This is a genomic window from Roseovarius sp. Pro17 (assembly GCF_035599575.1).
Lineage (GTDB): Bacteria > Pseudomonadota > Alphaproteobacteria > Rhodobacterales > Rhodobacteraceae > Roseovarius.
Genome location: NZ_CP141179.1, coordinates 1,851,502 through 1,869,540 on the forward strand (window position 1 = coordinate 1,851,502; position 18,039 = coordinate 1,869,540).

21 protein-coding genes are annotated in these 18,039 nt (G+C 61.5%); 5 read left to right on the forward strand and 16 right to left on the reverse strand.

Features of this window, described 5'->3' with window-relative positions; all coding sequences use genetic code 11:
- Position 1: 1 nt before the first annotated feature.
- From U3654_RS08945 to U3654_RS08980, 8 genes are all read right to left on the reverse strand, one after another.
- Positions 2–799 (reverse strand): CbbQ/NirQ/NorQ/GpvN family protein, encoded by a 798-nt coding sequence (locus U3654_RS08945; protein ID WP_324754990.1) that lies wholly within the window; start codon positions 797–799, stop codon positions 2–4.
- A 2-nt stretch (positions 800–801) separates the two neighbouring features.
- A complete protein-coding gene (locus U3654_RS08950; RefSeq protein ID WP_324754991.1) occupies positions 802–2,172 on the reverse strand; it encodes a cbb3-type cytochrome c oxidase subunit I in 1,371 nt (456 codons plus the stop codon).
- 85 nt (positions 2,173–2,257) lie between these two features.
- Complete coding sequence (locus tag U3654_RS08955) at positions 2,258–2,710, reverse strand: cytochrome c (protein ID WP_324754992.1); 453 nt, start codon at positions 2,708–2,710, stop codon at positions 2,258–2,260.
- 151 nt (positions 2,711–2,861) lie between these two features.
- Positions 2,862–3,563, reverse strand: a complete 702-nt coding sequence (locus tag U3654_RS08960; RefSeq protein ID WP_324755258.1) for a Crp/Fnr family transcriptional regulator — start codon at positions 3,561–3,563, stop codon at positions 2,862–2,864.
- 287 nt (positions 3,564–3,850) lie between these two features.
- Positions 3,851–4,522 (reverse strand): NnrU family protein, encoded by a 672-nt coding sequence (locus U3654_RS08965; RefSeq protein WP_324754993.1) that lies wholly within the window; start codon positions 4,520–4,522, stop codon positions 3,851–3,853.
- Positions 4,522–5,721: an NnrS family protein gene (locus U3654_RS08970; protein ID WP_324754994.1), complete on the reverse strand. Its 1,200-nt coding sequence runs from the start codon at positions 5,719–5,721 to the stop codon at positions 4,522–4,524. Before U3654_RS08970 ends, U3654_RS08965 begins: the two co-directional genes overlap by 1 nt.
- Positions 5,722–5,777: 56 nt before the next feature.
- Positions 5,778–6,224, reverse strand: coding sequence for a group III truncated hemoglobin (locus tag U3654_RS08975; RefSeq protein WP_324754995.1), 447 nt, complete (start codon positions 6,222–6,224; stop codon positions 5,778–5,780).
- A complete protein-coding gene (locus U3654_RS08980; RefSeq protein WP_324754996.1) occupies positions 6,221–6,376 on the reverse strand; it encodes a hypothetical protein in 156 nt (51 codons plus the stop codon). Before U3654_RS08980 ends, U3654_RS08975 begins: the two co-directional genes overlap by 4 nt.
- A gap of 81 nt (positions 6,377–6,457) precedes the next feature.
- Between U3654_RS08980 and U3654_RS08985 the strand changes: the two genes are divergently transcribed.
- Together U3654_RS08985 and U3654_RS08990 are read left to right on the forward strand one after the other, a co-directional pair.
- Entirely contained in the window at positions 6,458–6,886 is a 429-nt protein-coding gene (locus tag U3654_RS08985; RefSeq protein WP_324754997.1) for an Rrf2 family transcriptional regulator, read from the forward strand.
- A 138-nt stretch (positions 6,887–7,024) separates the two neighbouring features.
- Positions 7,025–7,378, forward strand: a complete 354-nt coding sequence (locus U3654_RS08990) for a cupin domain-containing protein (protein ID WP_324754998.1) — start codon at positions 7,025–7,027, stop codon at positions 7,376–7,378.
- Positions 7,379–7,425: 47 nt separating this feature from the next.
- On the opposite strand, the gene U3654_RS08995 is transcribed toward U3654_RS08990, so the two are convergent.
- The 7 genes from U3654_RS08995 to U3654_RS09025 form a co-directional block, all read right to left on the reverse strand.
- Positions 7,426–8,352 (reverse strand): 3-keto-5-aminohexanoate cleavage protein, encoded by a 927-nt coding sequence (locus U3654_RS08995; RefSeq protein WP_324754999.1) that lies wholly within the window; start codon positions 8,350–8,352, stop codon positions 7,426–7,428.
- A 3-nt stretch (positions 8,353–8,355) separates the two neighbouring features.
- Positions 8,356–9,690, reverse strand: coding sequence for an aspartate aminotransferase family protein (locus U3654_RS09000; protein WP_324755000.1), 1,335 nt, complete (start codon positions 9,688–9,690; stop codon positions 8,356–8,358).
- 12 nt (positions 9,691–9,702) lie between these two features.
- Positions 9,703–10,464 carry an amino acid ABC transporter ATP-binding protein gene (locus U3654_RS09005; protein WP_324755001.1) on the reverse strand — a complete coding sequence of 254 codons (762 nt, stop codon included), beginning with the start codon at positions 10,462–10,464 and terminating at the stop codon, positions 9,703–9,705.
- A 13-nt stretch (positions 10,465–10,477) separates the two neighbouring features.
- On the reverse strand, positions 10,478–11,134 hold the full coding sequence (locus U3654_RS09010) for an amino acid ABC transporter permease (protein ID WP_324755002.1): 657 nt from the start codon (positions 11,132–11,134) through the stop codon (positions 10,478–10,480).
- A gap of 39 nt (positions 11,135–11,173) precedes the next feature.
- A complete protein-coding gene (locus tag U3654_RS09015; RefSeq protein ID WP_324755003.1) occupies positions 11,174–11,821 on the reverse strand; it encodes an amino acid ABC transporter permease in 648 nt (215 codons plus the stop codon).
- A 35-nt stretch (positions 11,822–11,856) separates the two neighbouring features.
- Positions 11,857–12,648 (reverse strand): creatininase family protein, encoded by a 792-nt coding sequence (locus U3654_RS09020; protein WP_324755004.1) that lies wholly within the window; start codon positions 12,646–12,648, stop codon positions 11,857–11,859.
- Positions 12,649–12,717: 69 nt separating this feature from the next.
- Positions 12,718–13,503 (reverse strand): transporter substrate-binding domain-containing protein, encoded by a 786-nt coding sequence (locus tag U3654_RS09025; protein WP_324755005.1) that lies wholly within the window; start codon positions 13,501–13,503, stop codon positions 12,718–12,720.
- A gap of 160 nt (positions 13,504–13,663) precedes the next feature.
- Between U3654_RS09025 and U3654_RS09030 the strand changes: the two genes are divergently transcribed.
- Positions 13,664–14,620: a LysR family transcriptional regulator gene (locus U3654_RS09030; RefSeq protein ID WP_324755006.1), complete on the forward strand. Its 957-nt coding sequence runs from the start codon at positions 13,664–13,666 to the stop codon at positions 14,618–14,620.
- Positions 14,621–14,724: 104 nt separating this feature from the next.
- Positions 14,725–15,456, forward strand: a complete 732-nt coding sequence (locus tag U3654_RS09035) for an SDR family oxidoreductase (protein ID WP_324755007.1) — start codon at positions 14,725–14,727, stop codon at positions 15,454–15,456.
- A gap of 15 nt (positions 15,457–15,471) precedes the next feature.
- Here U3654_RS09035 and U3654_RS09040 read toward each other — a convergent pair whose 3' ends face one another.
- Positions 15,472–17,244 (reverse strand): cobalamin-dependent protein, encoded by a 1,773-nt coding sequence (locus tag U3654_RS09040; RefSeq protein ID WP_324755008.1) that lies wholly within the window; start codon positions 17,242–17,244, stop codon positions 15,472–15,474.
- A 38-nt stretch (positions 17,245–17,282) separates the two neighbouring features.
- Between U3654_RS09040 and U3654_RS09045 the strand changes: the two genes are divergently transcribed.
- Entirely contained in the window at positions 17,283–18,029 is a 747-nt protein-coding gene (locus tag U3654_RS09045; protein WP_324755009.1) for a pyrroline-5-carboxylate reductase family protein, read from the forward strand.
- Positions 18,030–18,039 lie beyond the last annotated feature (10 nt).

Below are 18,039 nucleotides of genomic sequence, written 5' to 3' on the forward strand. Positions count from 1 at the left end.
CCTACCCGTAGATCGTCGTGACCAGATCGCGCAGCGCCATCTGCACATCTTCGTCGTCGGTCAATGGTTCGATTACCGCCGCCTCCAGCGCCTTGTCGACACCCATGCCACCCGCGATCAGCGTGGCAGCGTAGATTAGCAGGCGGGTCGACACGCCCTCCTCCAGATCCATGCCCGACAGGTTGCGGATATGCCCGCCGAGACGCACCAGTGGCGCGACGCGCCCCGGCTCCAGCCCGCTTTCCTGCGCGACAACCTTGATTTCAGTCTCGGGGTCCGGAAACCCAAAGGTGATGGCCAGAAACCGCTGGCGGGTCGATGGCTTCATCCGTTTCAGCACGTTCTGGTAGCCGGGGTTGTAGCTGGCGACCAGCATGAAACCGGGGGGCGCCTTCAGCTCTTCGCCGGTGCGGTCGATCATCAGGGTGCGGCGGTTGTCCGTCAGCGGGTGCAGAACGACGGCGACATCCTTGCGTGCCTCGACCACCTCGTCGAGGTAACAGATCGCGCCCTCGCGCACCGCACGGGTCAGCGGACCATCGACCCATTCCGTCTCGCCGCCGCGCAGCAGGTAGCGCCCGATCAGGTCGGCTGCCGACAGATCGTCATGGCAAGCCACGGTGTAGAGGCGCCGACACGAACGTGCCGCCATATGCTCGATGAACCGGGTCTTGCCGCAGCCGGTCGGCCCCTTCAGCAGAAGGGGCAGACCGTTGTCGCGTGCCGCATCAAACAAAGCACATTCATGGCCCGTCGCAACGTAGTAAGGCACGGGCATTGGGCCAGTATGTGCGTTCATCGTCATTCTCCCGCAATCGGATCCGATTTCGTCGGTGCCGGGTTAGCCGAGCCAGGTGCCACGACTTCGCGACGGCGCGCCACCATGATCGCGTAGATGAACAGCAAAGCACCTGCGACAACCGACGCGCCAGCGATAAAGCGCATGACATAGAACAGCGCCAGCCCGTCCTGGACCTCCATGTAGTAGGTGCCCAGAACACGCTGCATATGCGTCTGGATCACGCCCGCGAAGGTCAGCGTAAACGTCATAAACGCCATGCCCCCGGTCATCAGCCAGAACGAGGCCATGTTCAGAACCTGATTATAAGGCTCACGCCCACGCAGCAGCGGCATCGCGTAGGTGATGATCGCAAGGTTGATCGCCACATATGCGCCGTAGAAGGCCAGATGCCCGTGCGCCGCGGTGATCTGCGTGCCGTGGCTGTAGAAGTTCACGCCGTGCATGTTGTGCAGCACGCCCCAGACGCCCGCGCCGAAAAACGCAAGGGTTGCCGAGCCCAGCGACCATAGCAGTGCCGCCTTGTTCGGGTGATTGCGCCGCCCCTTCCAGACCATGATGAACGCAAAGGACATCATCAAAAAGAACGGTATGATTTCTAGCGCGCCAAAGATTGAGCCGACCCACTGCCAATAGCCCGGCAGCCCGATCCAGAAGTAGTGGTGACCCGTGCCGAGGATGCCGGTGAACAGTGCGGTGGCGACGATGACATATAGCCATTTCTCGATTACCTCGCGGTCCACGCCGGTCAGTTTGAGCAGCAGGAAGGCAAGGATCGACGCCATCACCAGCTCCCACGTGCCTTCGACCCAGAGATGGACGACGAACCACCAATACATCTTGTCGAGACTAAGATTCTCGGGGTTGATGAACGCGAAAATCCACAAGAGCGAGAGCAGCCAGAGGCCAACCAGCAGCACGCCGGTGATGGCCGTCTTGCGCCCCGCCAGCACCGTCATCGAGATGTTGATCAGGAATATGACCGCGGCCACCAGAATGCCGAACTTGACCCACAGGGGCTGTTCCAGAAATTCGCGCCCGCCGTGGATCTTGAAGCCATAGCCGATAACCGCGCCCAACGTTCCGATCATCAAGATGGCGAGTTGGATATAAGCCAGCTTGGTCGACCAGATGTCGCGCTCGGCCTCTTCGGGGATCATGAAATAGGCAGCGCCGAAAAAGCCCAGCAGCAGCCAGACGATCAACGCGTTGGTGTGGATCATACGCAGAATGTGAAATGGGAATATCTCGGCCAGAAAATTGGGCTGGACATAGACCCATCCGATGGTCAGCCCGCCCAGCACCTGCACGGCGAACAGCGCCATCGCACAGACAAAATAGGCGTAGGCCACCTGTTGTGATTGATACTTCATGTGCTCGTCTCCTTAAAGCGTTTTGCCCAAATTCACGGTCAGGGATTTTGGTAAAACGCACGCAACGTTCAGAGTTTTTGGCGCTTTAGCCCGCATCATTAGGCGGCCAGCCCTGTGTGTCGGTCTGGTCGGCCCAGCGCAGAAACTCGGCCAGCCCGCGCTTGTCCTCTTCGGTCATCTTGAAATAGGGCATCTGGCGGCGGCCCTCGATGCGGCTGGGCTGTGCCTCGATCCATGCATCCAGAATTTCATAAGCGCCTTCGGGATCGTCCATGACCCCCCAGCGCGTCATCACATTTGCTAGCTCGGGCGCGAAATAGGCGCCTTCGCCGTGCAATGTGTGGCAGTTGATGCAGCTGTGCTGCTCCCAAACGGCCTTGCCGTGGGCGACCTCTTCGCTCAGGGGCATGCCTGCGGTCGAACTATTGACAACGTATCGGTGGCTCTGCACGACCATCGCAACAAAGACGACGACGAAAAAAATCGACCCGCCATAAAATATGTTACGCGCCCGCGACTTGGTGAGGATCTCGGCCATGCGCGGGCCTCCTTACTGGTTGCAGTCAGGGGCAACTTATCTGCGGTCATGGTGGCCGAGTTTGTGCAACCGCAACGTTCTGGGCGGCTGGACCCCTAATTTCGGCGGTATGTACCGGAAATTTCTGGTGAATGCGCAAACGCCTGCGCGATCAGGTCTGCGATCCCGGCTCGGCCAGAATGGCCAGACGCTGCGGCTGGCTGACCAGAATGCGCTTGCGGCGGCTTTCCACGATGCCCTGCTTTTCCCATGCGCTCAGCAGGCGGCTGACGGTGTGCAGGGTAGTGCCAGTCATTTCCGAAATATCCTGCCGGGTGATTGGAAAATCCACTTCGATCCCGTTCGCTGTCTTGCGCCCCATCTGGGTAATCAGGCGTAGCAGGGCGTTGGCCACCCTTCGCTCGACCAGCTGTGTTGCCATTTCGACCATCCGGTCGTGCATCTCGTTCAAACGCTTGCCGATTGTGTGATGGCTTGCAGCGGAAAAACCGGCATAGCGGACCTCGAATTCTGACCAGAACCGTGTCGGCCAGGAAAGGGCAATAGTCTCTGATGCGGCGACCGCGCTCGCAGGATACTTGGTGTGACCGAACGCATCCGCAATGCCGAACATTTGCCCCGGAGGAATATGCATCATTGTCACAAATTCACCCTCGGCCGTCATGCGGACGACACGGATGTAACCATCCAGCAGCAAAAAGAACCGGTCAGCCGGGGCGCTTTCGTGAAAGACCGTGTCACCTACTTCATAGCGGTGCGAAACCGCCAGATCGAGGATCTCGCGAATCTCGCCCTTTGTCAGCGATTCAAAAGGCGCGAGATGGGTCAGAAGGCTTTCGTCGAGTTTTCGCAAAGCGTTTCCAATCCGATCCACGTCGTCCCTTCCTTCGCGAAATGGAGGAACTCCGCTCCAATATTACCATGCATTGTTCGGTTCCGCACGGAAACTCGCATGAAGTGTGTGGTTGCCAAGTGTGCCTGGTCGCATCGGCCCGTGGATGCAAGATAAGTTAAAAATATTCGAAATAAAACGGGATATTAATCAAAACAAGCGCGGCACTGGCAGAGGAACTTTCCTATTTAGGCGCATAATTTGGTCAAAAGCTTAGAGGTCCGGATGCTGATCAAGGGCGCGCCCTCCTAAGGCAGCGGCGTCACCCCCAGCAGGGCGGGGTGTAGCGCTATCAACACAGCATATAGCCCTCCCGCCAGCATCAGCCTGAGCGCGCCACCGCGCCACGAGGCCGGGCGCGGCATCAGCGGCCCCGACGCGATCTGCGCCCGCAAGGCGGCCCACTGCCCTGCCCCCATCTCGCGCCGTTTGCGCCGATCGACAATGCGCATTCCCAGCAGCGCAAAACCTGCAAAGACACCGAACAAAATGACATGCGCCAAATCACCGTTCGCCACCAGATGCGCCGCGGCCCAAAGCGTCAGCGCCAATAGCAACGGATGCCGCACAAGACGGATGATACCAGGATGCGCAGGATCGAACAGGTCGTTGCGCGCCCCGCCAAAGGACAACGGGTTGGGCCGTGCAATACTCAGGCAGAGCAGCGCGCAGACGCCAGCCATCGCGAACAGCGGCACCCATGTCTGCCACGGCGCGCGGTGCCATAGGACGACATAAGGCGCGTTCGCCGCCGCCACGATCAGCCAAGCAAGCATTCCCAGAGACAGGACCGAATAGAGTGTCAGGAAACCACGCCTGCCAACCAGACCCACCAGCTTCGCCCGGATTTTGGGCCGCATCGGCAGGCTGTGAGTGATGAAAAACGCCGCAAATGCTGCAGCAAACTCCAGCCAGCCCATCACACCTTGCCCGGCTTTGCGCTCAGGAGCAGCGGCCCGTACAGAACCGCAAAGCCCCCAAATGCCCCGATCCAGAGCACTGCAGCAGCCTCAAGCAGCGGCAGGTCGGGCCAGAACGCTGCGGCGACGCGCAGCGCGACCGAACCGACCACCATGCCATAAAGCGTCACCGTTCCGGCGCCGGCGACCAGCGCCCGCCCGGTATGTCCCAGAGTGGCGCGCGTCATCACCGACAGCGTCATCAGGCCGATCGCACCGGCCATCCACAGATGCTGGGCCGCGTCAGCGCCGATAGTCTCGGGAAACAGCGCCACCATGCCCAGCGCCAGCGCGCCCAGCGGCAGGAAGGCGTAACCGGCATGCAGCACCAGAACCAGCGGCTCGGCACGGGTTCGCCACCCCCGCCAGCGGGCGAGGCGCACAAAATGCAGCACACCTATCGCCAGAAGGGCGATTCCGGTTGGCCGGTCTTGGGGCCAGACCACCCATAGCGTCAGCGCCGCCAGCGTGATCATCAGCGTCACCTTGTCAAAGCGCTGCATCGGCGGTGCCGGGCGGGCCGGATCGCCCCGGCTGACCAACCAGTTGCGGGTAAAGCTGGGCACGATCCGCCCGCCGATCAGCGCGATCATCATGATCGCGGCAGCAAGGCCCAGGCGCAGGCCAGTCCCTTGGGCCGCAAAGCGCCCTTGGGCCGCGTCCACATAAAACATCGCGTTCGCCAGCGTGAACACCGCGAGGAGCGCTAGCACGGGAAGGTTTTTCCAGTTTCGACCCGCGATAATCTCGCGCAGGATGACGGCACCCAAAAGGACGGGAAACGCCAGATCGATGGCCGCAACCGCCCCCCAAGGCACGCCGGAAGACAGCGCAACAGCCGCGCGCCCAGCGACCCAAAGAAGCGCCAGCGCGCCCAGCCGCCAGCCAGTGACCGGCAGGCGGCCTGTCCAATTCGGCACCGCCGTCAACAGAAAGCCCGCGATGATCGCGCCCAGCGCGGCAAACAGGAATTCATGCGCGTGCCACGACACCGGATCGAACCGCGTCGGCAAAGCAAGCTGCCCCGACAGCATGAAAACCCATAGGATCATCGCGACGGCCGCCCACAGCGCTCCGCCCAGAAAAAACGGGCGAAACCCAAAGGATAGCAGCGCAGGCCCTGTCCAGGCGCGCATTCGCTGTGCTGTTCGTGCTGACATGTCTGGTCCCTTGTGACGCTGTGGCGATATGCTTCAGAAGATGTTGCCACAAGGCATCATGCGTCTTGCCCTGTCGTGATGCTGGCCTTCTTGCTCCACTCTTCGCCCAGATAGGGCACGGGGCATCTGCCCTCCTGCTGCGGCAAGCCCAAGCTTAGCCCGCGCCCGATCCGGTGTGCCAGCGCGGACCACGCCTGCGCCAGAGGTTGCGGCAACTCCTGATCCAGCACCGCATCGAACAAGGACAGCCAGATCGGAAAATGCAGGGCTTTGACGTTGCCGGCGGCCTTGTGAACCTGCATCGGATTGCCATCATAGCTGCGCTGACACAATAGCGCGTTGCGCCAGAACCGGCCTATCTTGGCCTCATGCGAGGGCCAGTCCTGCACATGCGCGGCAAAGACCGGCGCCAGCGCAGGATGGGATCGAACGCGCCCGTAGAATTGCGCGACGACCCGGTCAATCTGGGCCTCAGTGACCGCAATACGGGGGGCCGGGATCATAAGACGACAATCCAGAGCACGATCAAGCTGACCAACAGATAAAAGAGCGTGTTGAACATCCAGCGGATAAGGCCTGCATCTGATTCGGGATCTACCCCCAAGCGTTCGCACACCTTGGTCCCCGGCCACAGAATGATTTCAGACGGTGTCATGGCGCGACTCCATAATGAGTATTTTTGGTGCGTATTATATACCGCTTTAAATTGCGCATTGTAAATGCTAATTTTACACGCATGCAGATAGATAAATTCACTGACTATGCGTTGCGCGTCCTGATGACACTGGCAGTTCGCGCCCCACAGCGGATTCCCACATCCGAAATTGCGACGACCTTTGGGCTATCGGAAAATCACCTGTCCAAGGTCGCCACCCGGCTGGCGCACGAAGGATTTGTCCTCTCGGAGCGGGGTCGCGGTGGCGGATTGACGTTGGCACATCCGGCAGATCAAATCGTGATCGGCGCCGTGGTTCGGGCCATGAAACGCGACGATCCGGTCGTCGAGTGTTTCGGCGCCAACACAAGCTGCCTTGTCCTGCCCGCATGCGGGCTGCGCGATCCATTGGCAGAAGCGCAGGAGGCATTCTTTGCCACACTTGATCGCTACACCCTCACCGATGTGACCCGCTCTCACCATGCACTCAAGGCGATGCTGGATGCGTGATCGATAGGCGTGGCAGGCGTCTGTGCGAGCCGTGCGCAACGCCGAGGGCGATTGCAATCCAAGTTGCCTGCTTTCAGGGCATCGCATAGGCTGACGATTGAGTGCCGTCACATAAGAATAAAATCGGAGAGTTTTATCATGACACGCGAAACTATTCTCAAATTCGGAAAGGTCGAAAACGCCGACGCTAACGACCTGCCCGGATGGGTGGTGGTCGAAGGAAAACCGACGATGAAGACCGCCGTTCAGCACAAGACTGAAGAGGGAAAAATCCTTTCGGGAACGTGGCAGGCGACTGTCGGCACTTATCATGCGACCTACTCGGATTACGAATTTGTTCATATGATTTCAGGTCGCATCGTCATCACGCCGGACGGCGGTGAGGCGGTAGAAGTAGGACCCGGCGATGCCTTTGTCGTCGAAGCAGACTTCAAGGGCACCTGGAAGATCGTCGAGCCGGTAACGAAGCATTTCGTGATCGCCCTGACTTAGCGTGGCCGCATCAAAGGCGTGGGTCGTCGGTTATTGATGACTGAGGATCAAATCGCCGTCGCGTCACCGCCCTTGAGGTGCAGCATTTCGCGCGCTTCTTGCGGTGTGGCGACAGTGCGTCCCAGATCCTCGACAATGCGGCGGATCTTGTGCACCTGCTCGGCATTGGTCTTGGCCAGTGTGCCGCGCGAGATCATCAGCGAATCTTCCAGCCCGACGCGCACATGCCCGCCGAGGATGGCCGACATCGTGATCAGCGGCATCTGATGGCGGCCAGCAGCCAGCACCGAAAAGGTGTAGCTGTCGCCAAACAGCTTGTCGGCGATTGCCTTCATGTGAGTCAGGTTTTCAGGGTCCGGCCCGATGCCGCCCAGCACGCCAAACACGAACTGGATAAAGAGCGGCGCCTTGACTAGCCCGCGATCCACAAAATGCTTGAGCATGTAGAGATGTCCAACCTCGTAGCACTCAAACTCGAACCGCGCACCGCGCTTTTCGCCCATTTCGTTCAGCACATGCGCCATGTCGCGCGGCGTGTTCTTGAAAATCAGATCGTCTGAATTCTCGAGAAACGGCTTCTCCCAGTCGTATTTCCAGTCCGTGATCCGCTCTGCCGCTGGATAGAGCGCAAAGTTCATACTGCCCATGTTGAGCGAGCACATCTCAGGCTCGGTCTGCATCGGCGCAGCAAGCCGCTGCTCCAGTGTCATGGTGGCGCTGCCGCCGGTCGTGAGGTTCAGCACCGCGTCGCAATTTTGATGAATACGCGGCAGGAAGGCGTTGAAATGGGCCGGGTCGGCGGACGGCCTGCCATCCGTGGGGTCGCGCGCGTGCAAGTGCAGGATCGCCGCGCCCGCCTCGGCGGCGCCAATGGAATGCTCGGTGATCTCATCCGCCGTGATCGGCAGATATGGCGACATAGAGGGCGTGTGGATGGACCCGGTGATCGCGCAGGTGATGATGATCTTGGACATACGTTACTCCGCCGCCAGCTTGGGTATTTCGGCCATGAACTGCGCCAGCGAGCGGTCGAGCATGTCTGTCATCTCGTCCAGTTGCGCCTCGGTCACGATCATCGGCGGACAGACAAGGAAGTGATCGCCGACAGCGCCTCCGCGCGTGCGGCGTGAATAGATGATCAGGCCGTTATCATAGGCGATATCGACCAACCGGGAATGGGCGTTCAGGCCCTTTGGCAGCGGCTCTTTCGTGGCGCGATCCGCCATCAGTTCGAACGCGGTCAGCAGGCCCTTACCGCGCACATCGCCGATCAGCGGATAGCGCTGCATCAGGCCGTTTAGGCGCGTCGCCAATGCGTCGCCCATGCTGGCGGCATTCGCGATCATGTCCTGACGTGCAATCTCGTCCAGAACCGCGCTGCCAGCCGCGCAGGCCAGCGGATTACCTGCATAGGTGAATCCGTGGATGAAACCGCCCCCGTCCATCACCGCATCGACCATGTCATCCCTCGCGATCATCGCGCCAAGGGGGGCATAACCCGCACCAAATCCCTTGCTAAGGCAGATGAGGTCAGGCGCAGTATCCCAATGCTCGGCGCCGAAAAACGCGCCGGTGCGACCGCCCCCGGTCATCACCTCGTCATGGATCAGCAGCACGCCGTATTCAGTGCAAATCTCGCGAATACGCTGCATATAGCCCGCAGGCGGCACCAGCGCGCCGGTGGACGCGCCGCCGACAGGCTCGACGATAAAGGCCATGACGGTTTCCGGCCCCTCGTCGAGGATCTTCTGCTCCAGCATGTTCGCATAGTGCAGGCCCGTCGCCGGATCATCCGCGTCCAGCCCATCCAGATACGCACGAGGCGCGGGGATTTTCGGCATCCGCTGCATCATCGGGTCAAACGGCGCGGTCATGGTGGACATGCCGGTGATCGCCAGCGCGCCGAGAGTGCAACCATGATAGCTAGGAAAGCGGGAAATCACCTTAAATCGTTGCGCCTGCCTTTGGGTCAGCACATATTGCCGGGCCAGCTTCAGGCAGCTTTCCACCGCCTCGGACCCGCCGGAGACAAAGAACACCTTGTTCAAATGCTCAGGCGTCAGCGCTACGATCTTCTGCGCCAGCTCCTCCGACGCATCGGTCTGGAAATGCAGGCGATAGCCAAAGGTGGATTTCTCCATCTGCGCGCGCATGGCTTCCAGCACGGCGGGATTCGAGTGGCCTATATTGGACACCATCGCACCAGACGAGCCGTCGATGTAACGCTTGCCCGACACGTCATACATATAGATGCCATCCGCCCGGTCCAGAACGGGACGGGGCGATTTGGTCTGATAAAACAGGTTCGACATTTTAGCGCCTATCTAACGGCTGAGATGTTTGCGCAGGAAGTTTTTGGTGCGCTCTTCCTTGGGGTTTTGGAATATCACCTCGGGCGGGCCTTCCTCGACCACCACGCCCTGATCCATAAAGAGGACGCGATCGCAGACGCTGGCTGCAAAATCCATCTCGTGCGTGACGATGATCATCGTCATGTGCTCCTCGGCGAGCTGCTTCATCACCAGGTTGACCTCTTCGACCAGTTCGGGATCCAGGGCTGATGTCGCCTCGTCAAACAGCATCACCTTGGGCTTCATCGCCAGCGCGCGCGCGATAGCGACGCGCTGCTTTTGGCCGCCTGACAGGCGCGAGGGGAAAACATCGATCTTTTCCGACAAACCTACCTTGGCCAGTTGCTCTTCGGCCAGCTTGTTCGCGTCGGCAGTGGACATACCCTTTAGCATCTTGGGCGCCAGCGTGATGTTGTCGCGCACGTTCAGATGAGGGAACAGGTTAAAGTGCTGGAACACCATGCCGATGTCCTGGCGCACCTGGTTCACGTGCTTTTCATACTGCCGGTGCGACAGCTTCTTGTTGATCTGCACACCCTCCAGCCAGACCTCGCCCGAGCTTAGCGGGTCCAACTCGTTGATTGCGCGTAACAGCGTGGATTTGCCCGAGCCCGAGGGGCCGATGATCGCGACGATCTGGCCGCGCTCGACGGTCAGACTGATGTCTTTGAGCACTTCCAGCGCGCCAAAGCTTTTGGCGGCGTGGCGAATGTCGATAAAGGGGGTATCGGTCATGAATTGGCTCTCCTTAGCGCGAAGCCGCGATGCGGCGCTCGAGGCGGCGCAATCCGGCCTCAAGGCACAGGTTGACGACATAATAACAGGCGGCGGCGGCGATGTAGAATTCGAACGGGCGGTAGGTGCGGCTGATCGCCTGCTGCGCGGCCAGCGTCAGCTCGGCCACGCCGATGACCGAGACCAGCGCGGAATCCTTGAGCAGCGCGATCATGTTGTTACCCATGGGTGGGATCACCGCATGGACGGCCTGCGGGATCACGATGCGGCGCAGTGTTTGAACCCGCGACAGGCCGAGCGTGCGCGCGCCCTCGTACTGCCCCTTGTCGACGGCAAGGATCGACGCCTGGATCAGCTCGGAATTATAGACTGCAAAGTGCAGGCCAAGGCCGATGACACCGGCGACAAAAGCAGGCAGGTCGATGCCAATCTGGATCAGGCCAAAGTAGATCAGGAACAGCTGCAACAGCAGTGGCGTGCCCATAAAGAGCCACGCGAACAGGCGGAACGGCAGGCGGATCACCCAATGGCCGTATAACGCGATGACCGCGAAAACGATGCCGCCGAAAAAGCTGAGTAATCCCGCGCCGATCGTGATGGCGATGGTCCAGCCCATGCCCAGCAGAAGTACGCCGAAATATTCGGGGACGACGGTGAAATCAAGACCCATGGCGGCCTCCTGTCAGTGCGGTGTTGGGGATGCGGCGGCTCATGTGATCTGCGCCCTACGGTCCAGCCATTTGATGCCGTGACCGGCTACGTAGATAATGATCATGTAAAGAATGCCCGCGATCAGGAACATCTCGAACGGCTTGTACGTCGACCCGATAAAGCGTTGCGCGGTATAGGTCAGTTCGATCACCGAAATCGGCGCGACGAGGGCGGTGCCCTTGATCAGCGCGTTGATGTTGACGCCCAACGGCCGGATCATCAGGCGGGCGGCCTGCGGCAGGATCACCTTACGCATGGTCTGCCAGCGGCTCATCCCCAATGTGCGCGACGCCTCGCTCTGCCCCTTGTCGACGGATACTATGGCGCCGCGGATCGTTTCGGTCATGTAGGCGCCAATATTGACGCCCAGCGCGATAACACCGGCAGAAAAGCTATCCAGTTGGATGCCGATCTGAGGGCCACCGAAATAAAGAAGGAAGATCTGGATCAGCGCGGGCGTGCCACGAAAGAGGCTGACATAGGCGGCGGCGATCCAGCGGATTGGCGCCAGCCGCGACAGGCGTGCCGCCGCACCCAGCGCCCCACAGGCAAGGCCCAGAAGGCAGGTCAGCACCGATAGCTGAACGGTGACATACGCCGCCTCGATAAAGAACGGATAGACGCGCAGGATCAGGTCGATATCCAAGGGCAGTCTCCTGGGTTCGGGGCGCGGCCGCGCCGTCAGTGGTGGTCCTTGCGCTCCAACAGCGGCAAGGCGCGAATTTCTCGGACAAGCGCGGTAGTCTCCCCAATGGCCGCACTCAGGAATTTCTCGCCGTTCTCGGGCGTGGCGACGGTAGGATCGCCCATGGTCCCGTCGGGCGACACTTCGGACCACCAGCGCATCAGCATCGCGCCACCACCCCGGCCCGCCAGATCGAGGTTAAAGAATTTCGATTGAGGATCGTGCAGGTTCTGCGTCGCGGATTTCTCCAGATGGACCCGCTCGGGATGCAGGTGCATATACATCGCCGCCTCGAATTCGCCTGCGTGGGCGATGCCACCCAACTCAGACTTGCGGATTTCATTGATCCTGTCCGACATGAGGTTCCAGTATGAGGCCGAGACGCAGATGATGCCGGTGTCGATCACCGTCTTGCGTGCTGCGAGGTCCAGAACCGGATGGTTCGAGCCGTGCGAGTTCAGCAAGAGGATGCGGCGAAACCCGTGATGCGCCAGCGATTTGGTCACGTCGGTGACAAAGGCGATCAGCGTTTCGGGCTGAATCCAGATGACGCCCGGAAAGTCCTTGTGATGCTCGTTAAAGCCATATGGGATCGGCGGCATCACCAGCACTTCGTCGGGCGCAGCTGCAGCAACCCCCTCGGCCACCGCCATTCCCAGCACCGTGTCGGTGTCCAGCGGCATGTGCGGGCCGTGGTCCTCGGTCGCGGAAACGGACAGGATTACGACGCGATCCTTATCGGCATCGCGCACGTCCTCCCATGTCAGATGTCCGTATGTCGTGCTCACGCGTGCCGCCTCGATGGGTGGATCAGGCCCGCCACTCTAGGCGGCGGGCCTGCTTGATCTTTGAGCGAATTAGCGGATGTCGCCGCCGACCCACTCATTCGCGATCTCGAGGTAAGTGCCGTCTTCCATCATGTCGTCCAGCGCCTTTTGCATGGCGGCGGCGAGGTCAGGATTGCCCTCGCGGATGGCGATGCCTGCGGGCACCGGCACGGCGTTCGGGTCCTTGATCTCGGCCAGATCATACTGACCGCTCTTCATGGCGAGGATAACGGGGATCGAATCATTGATGATGGCGTCGACACGACCATTGGTCAGTTCCAACAGCAGCTCGGGCAGACCTTTGTAGGTCTTGACGTTATAGCCCTGCTCGCGCGCCCATTCTTCGTGTGTTTCGCCCAGTGTGGCGCCGACCACGGCGTCGTCCAGCTGCTCGACCGTCGTGATAGGCGAGCCTGCGACGGTAAAGATCGCGCGGCTGGTCGTGTAGTAGGGGCCGACGAAATCAATGATCTTGTCACGCTCTTCGGTGATCGACATGGAGCCGACGACAGCGTCATATTTATTGGCCAGCAGGCCGCCGATGATGCCGTCCCACGCGGTGGTGACGATCTCGGTCTCAAGGCCCATACGCTTGGCAATCTCGGTGCCGATGGCCGGATCGAACCCGACAACCTCGTTGGATTCGTTCACGAAATTGAAGGGCGGATACTGGCCCGTCATCGCGATCTTGAGCACGCCACGCTCCTTGATGCCTTCCAGTTCGTCCGCAGCGGCGGGGCCTGCGATCATCGCAGCGGCCGCGAGGGCGGTGGTCGCCAGGAATGTGCGGCGGATCATGCTTGTCGTTTTGGTCATGTTTTGGTTTCTCCCTTTGTTTTTTGTCGCATCAGACTACCGGGGCGGGTGCGGCGCACTACGCCACATCCGCCCCGGCGGTCTGGTCTGCTGAAATGTTTGCACAAGGGCCAATCATCGTGCAACTAAATAAAAGAAATACGATGGATTACTCAAATCTATGACACGCCCTTACGAGCAGCGCTTTGCCTGGAACCTCGACTGGAACCTTCTTCGCACCTTCATGGTGCTGGTCGACGAAGGCGGCATCACGCCTGCGGCGACCTTTCTGGGGCTGAAACAGCCGACCATATCCTCGGCGCTCAAGCGGCTTGAGGCGCAGGTGGGCCGCCGGCTGATCAACCGCTCGTCCACACATTTCAGCGTGACACCGCTGGGCGAGGTTCTATACCGCGAGGCCTGCACGATATTCGGCACGGTCATGCAGCTGCCCACCCTGCTGGACGGGGCCGAGGACAAGGTGACCGGCCATGTCGCCATCGCGCTGGCCAGCCACGTCATTAGCCCGCATCTGGACGCTGTTTTGGAGCGGTTCAATATCCAACACCCCGATGTCACCTACAGCCTGTCCATCGCCGAAAGCGAGGACGTGATCGGGCGGGTTGCACATAACCGCGTGTCCTTTGGCATCTGCCTCGTGTCGCACCCGGCGCCCAAGCTGGAATATCGTGTGCTCTATCGCGAGTATTTTGGCCATTACTGCGGACCGGGCCATCGCCTGTTCGGAAAATCGGGGCTGAAGCTTCGCGATTTGCGCGGCGAGCAGGCCGTGTCGTTCCAGACAGATACCGCCGCCGGCCCGCTGTTCGAACTGGCCCGCCTGCGCAGGCAAGCCGAAATGCGCCCTGACCTCAAGGGCGTGTCGTCCAGCCTGTCTGAGGTGCGGCGCATGATCATGACCAATGTCGGCATCGGCGCGCTGCCTGTCCACATTGCCGCGCGCGATGTTGCGGCCGGGCGTCTGTGGCAATTGCCGCCCGAAACCGGCCTGCCCGCCATCGACATCCACATGGTGTCGAACCCGGCACGCACATTAAATCGCGCCGAAGCGGTTTTGACCGATATGCTGATCCGTGAGATCACCGAGGTGCCGCTGAGCGAGCGGTCCTATTCATAGCGCGCCAGGGTGCTGTCGGATCATGCGAGGCGTTGACACTGCCCAGCCCCGGTCTACTACTCGATAGGCTATGATGCGCACACGTTGATCCGGGGAATATCGAAATGAGCACGAAAACGCTGCTGCTGACCGGCGCCAGCCGGGGCATAGGCCACGCGACGGTCAAGGCGTTTCAGGCCGCAGGTTGGCGGGTGCTGACCGTGTCGCGCACCGCCTTTGACACGCGCTGCCCATGGCACGCGGGTGCGACCGATCATTTTCAGGGCGATCTGGCCGACGCAGCGGCCCGCGCCGATCTGGTCGCCCGCGTGCGCGAGACACTGGGCGACGAAGGACTGGGTGCCATCGTCAACAATGCTGGCATCTCACCCAAGGGTGAGGGCGGCGCGCGGTTGGGCATTGCCGGAACGGACGACGAAACTTGGCACCACGTCATGAGCGTCAACCTGATCGGCCCCGCCGCCCTTATGCGCGATCTGCTGCCCGAGCTGGAGGTGGCCAAGGGCTGCGTCGTCAATGTCGGCTCGATCGTCGGCTCGCGCGTGCATCCCTTTGCGGGGGCGGCATATGCCTGTTCAAAGGCCGCGCTAGCAGCGCTGACCCGCGAGGCGGCGAGCGAGTTCGGACCTAGAGGCATCCGCACCAACATGGTGACACCGGGCGAAATCGAGACTGAGATCCTGTCGCCCGGCACCGAAGAGATCACCCGCACCATCCCCCTGCGCCGCCTTGGCCAGTCCGAAGAGGTCGCGCGCGTCGTGCTGTTCCTGTGTTCGGAGCAGGCATCCTACGTCAACGGCGCGTCCATCGACGTCAACGGCGGCCAGCACGTTTAACAGCGGCCAGCACGTCTAACGGCGCAGCGCCGCCAACATGTCGTCGAGGTTTGCGCAGGGATATGCGCCCGCCTCGCGGATTTGCGCACTCACATCGACCGGCAGGCTAGAGTTCGAATCCTGCGGAATCTCGTTCAGCTTACCGCCCATCAACACCGGCATTTCCACGCCGCGCGCCGCCAACTCGGCGATGACGGCGCGCGCATAGCCCAGCCCAATGCCGTTATACGTGCTGACGGCGATGGCATCTGCCCCGGTTTCCAGCGCCCGAGCGACCATCACCTCGGCGTCGATTGCGACACCGGCCTCTAGCACTTCGACGCCCAGCCCCTCCAGCGCGCGGCGCACCAGATAGGCGCCATGCTCATGCACATCCGTCGTACCCAGCGCCACGCGTCGATGCGCGAGGGCCGCGCCCGCCTGCCGGCGCACCCATGCGCCTGCCATCTCATCCAGTTCCTCGGCCCAGTCGGCGGCGACCAGCGGCGCGCGGCGCGTGCCCTCCATCGGCCCGGCGCCCCACAGCGCCTCCATCCGCCGCGCACCCAGCCGCCGGATCGCCAGCATCAGCGCTGCGGGGTCGCCAGTATCGACGCCCCGCTCAGCCAGACCGCGCAAGGCGGCCTCGGCAAAGGCGCGGCCGCCCGCAATCAGGCGATCTGCCATTTGGGCAATCAACGCGTTATCGCGCACAGCGGCATGTCCCGGCGCGTGATCGGCAAGCCGCGCGGCAAAGAGCTGGGCATCGAGGATTTCATCGACATCGGGGATGCGGACATTTTCGGTCACCGGCACCGGATTGACGGCATGGCCCGAATGATGTTCATGCAATGCCGCAAGATCGGACAACAAGTAATTGGCGAGGCTGGCATAATTAGCATACGGCCCGCCCTGATACGCCACCGTATTACCAAAGATCATCGTGCCGGGCGTGTCCGTCTCGCGCGCAAGCGCCGCCTGAAACGCCGCCCGCGTCAACGGAGCCGAGAAGTGATGGCCAAAGCAGAACGAAGCCGATGCGCCAATCAGATCCTCAACGATATGCTTTTCAATCAGCATCATGCCAAAGGCCGACGTCATGTCCAGGAAAAGCCCCGCAAACCCGTCGTCCAGATTCGAATGCACCAGTATCTCGGCCTCTTGTGCCGCAATCAGGCCCAGCGCGCGCAACGTCGCGTCGGTGGTCGCCACGTCGTCGTCCCAGTATGGCAAGCGAAAGCTGAAATACTGCCCCAGATTGCCGATGGCCGTCGCCCCTGCCGCGATGGCGGCGCGGGTGTTCTCCAGCGCGCCGGGAAGGCCCAGCATGAAGTCACCGAAATGCGCCGCGGCAGGGCTGGCCTGCGTGATACGCGCGAAATCCTCAGGGCCGTTTAGCACGATCCCGGTGCCGCGCGTCGCCCCCTTGCGCCGATCCTGAGGATAGCCCATCGTCCAGTCCAGCGTGACGCCAAAGCGGTCGATGCGCACGCCCTCGTCCGCTGCGCGCCCATGCAGTTCGCCCATCGCGCTTACCGTCCGGTCAATGCTGCGAAACCCAATATGCGCGTGTTGCATCATGCGCCCTTCGGCCATGGCGCGGCGCTTGTAGTCGGCCTCTGACGCGACCCCTTCGCTGTCCAGAAACAGTGACCGTCCCAGTTGCCAGTCCCGGGCCATGCCCCGCCCCTCGGCCAGCAATTCGCGCCCCGGTGCAAGCGCGGGATCAGTCAGGATCGGATCGCCGGTGTTCCACAGCTCGTTCATCGCGTCACCGCCAGCCTCTTGCCACCATGTCCATCTGTGCAACTATGGCGCAGAACGGCACGCATCGCGAAAGGAATTGCATGAAACTGGGCATCATCGGGGTCGGGCATCTGGCGGTTTCGATCCTTCATGGGCTGATGCGGGCGGGTCATGCGCCCGAAGAAATCCTGCTGTCGCCGCGCGGACACGGCCCGCAAATGGCGCGCGACCATGGCTTCGCTCAGGCCGACAGCAACGCCCAGATCGTGCATGAGTGCGACATTATCCTCGTGGCCGTGCGCCCTGATGACGCCCCCGGCGCGGTGATCGGCCTGCCATGGCGCGCCGGCCAGATCATGCTGAGTGCTTGCGCAGGTGTGCCACTGGCGGCCTATGATGTCGGCGCGGCCACGCCCATGCGCATCATGCCAATCACGGCGGCCAAACTGGGCGCCAGCCCGACGCTCGCCTATCCCGACCTGCCCGAGGCGCGCCCCTTGCTGGAGGCGATCGGCACCGTGATCCCGCTGCGCAGCGAGGCCGAATTCGAGGCAGCGACCGTATCGGCGGCCATGTATGGCTGGGCGCAGGCGCTGATCCGCACCGGTGCTGACTGGACCGCGACCCAGGGCATGGACGCAGGTGAAGCGCGTCAACTGGTTGCGCGTACATTCACCGCCGCAGGCCGCATGATCGCCGAAGAGGGCGCCCCGATGGACGACATCCTCGCCAGCCTCTGCACCCCCGGCGGCATCACGCGCGCGGGGCTCGACCACCTTGAGGCGACGGGCGTTCCCTCCGCGTGGGAGGGGGCGTGCGATCTGGTCCTGCGCAGGTTGCAGGGCTAGCCCCGCCACA